Origin of the sequence: Mycetocola reblochoni REB411, from assembly GCF_900163835.1 — a bacterium.
GTDB classification, from domain to species: domain Bacteria; phylum Actinomycetota; class Actinomycetes; order Actinomycetales; family Microbacteriaceae; genus Mycetocola_B; species Mycetocola_B reblochoni.
This window is the reverse complement of the sequence record NZ_FUKR01000062.1, coordinates 1-1,180: the sequence shown is the minus strand read 5'-3', so window position 1 is coordinate 1,180 and position 1,180 is coordinate 1. Positions and strand designations below refer to the sequence as shown.

At 64.0% G+C, this 1,180-nt stretch carries 2 protein-coding genes; both read left to right on the top strand.

Going from position 1 to position 1,180, the window contains the following annotated elements; all coding sequences use genetic code 11:
* Positions 1-444, top strand: a 444-nt coding sequence (locus FM119_RS11100; protein WP_143822693.1) for a DDE-type integrase/transposase/recombinase, incomplete at its 5' end; no start/stop codon positions are given.
* Positions 445-642: 198 nt separating this feature from the next.
* Positions 643-1,180 (top strand): IS110 family transposase (locus FM119_RS11095; RefSeq protein WP_218778774.1); only part of this gene is annotated, 538 nt, incomplete at its 3' end.

Below are 1,180 nucleotides of genomic sequence, written 5' to 3'. Positions count from 1 at the left end.
GTCACCCATCCAGAATCGCGCGTCAATCACGAACCATATGGGAGACACGCCCTAGTCAACCGGAGATTCGTCGCGGATGGGCCGCGCAAGCTCTGGGTGTGCGACGTGACCTACGTCGCTACCTGGTCTGGGTTCGCGTATGTCGCGTTCGTCACCGACGTGTACTCGCGCAGGATCGTGGGCTGGAACGTTGCTGCGACGCTGAAGTCTGAGGTCCTGCCGATGCAGGCGCTCGATATGGCGGCTTGGCAGTCAGGCGGCCGGCTCGATGGGCTCATCCATCACGCCGATCACGGGTCGAACTACACCGCCATGGTCTACACGGATCGCATCGCGGAACTCGGAGCGGTGCCCTCGACCGGAACTGTCGGCGACAGTTTCGATTGTCAGTCTGTTTCTGCCCGATCTCGCAATGATGGGGTAGTCCTGGCCGGAGTGTTCTGACCCTTGCTTACGATTGGCCCGTAGGGTGCCTTGGCGTTGATCTGTCGAACCTCCGGCCGGGCGTGCAGTAACCGCTGCCGCCGGATCGGGCGTGACCTGATAGGAGCCTGGAGCCTCGTCAAAGCGTCCCCATGACAGTCCTGTCCACCCGCCGGCGACAGCGTGACAACCACGCTAACCGGTGAAGGAGAGCACACCATGGAACAGATCGAGCCCGCCCGCTCTGGGCACGTCGTGATCGGCGTCGATACTCACAAGCACATTCACGTCGCCGCGGTGATGGACTCGATCGGCGGGATCCTCGCGTCCCTGACGATCTCGACCGACACCGCCGGGTTCCGGCAACTGTCGGAGTGGGCGGCGACGTTCGGGAAGATCATCGCGTTCGGGATCGAGGGCACCGGTTCCTATGGCGCTGGCCTGACCTCGTTCATTCGCCGGAACGGGCACAAGGTGATCGAGGTCTCCCGCCCCGATCGGCGGCTGCGGCGCCTGAACGGCAAGTCTGACACGCTGGGCGCGGAGAACGCCGCAAGAGCAGTTCTCGCCGGGTTCGCGACTGCGGTTCCGAAGACCGCTGACGGGGTCGTCGAGATGATCCGGCAGCTGAAGGTTGCGCACGATACCGCGGTGAAGGACCGCACCGGGGCGATGGTGACGCTCAAGGCGATGCTCGTCCATGCCACCGAGGACCTCCGCCGAGAGACCGCCAAGAAAACGCAGAAGATGGTCGCCC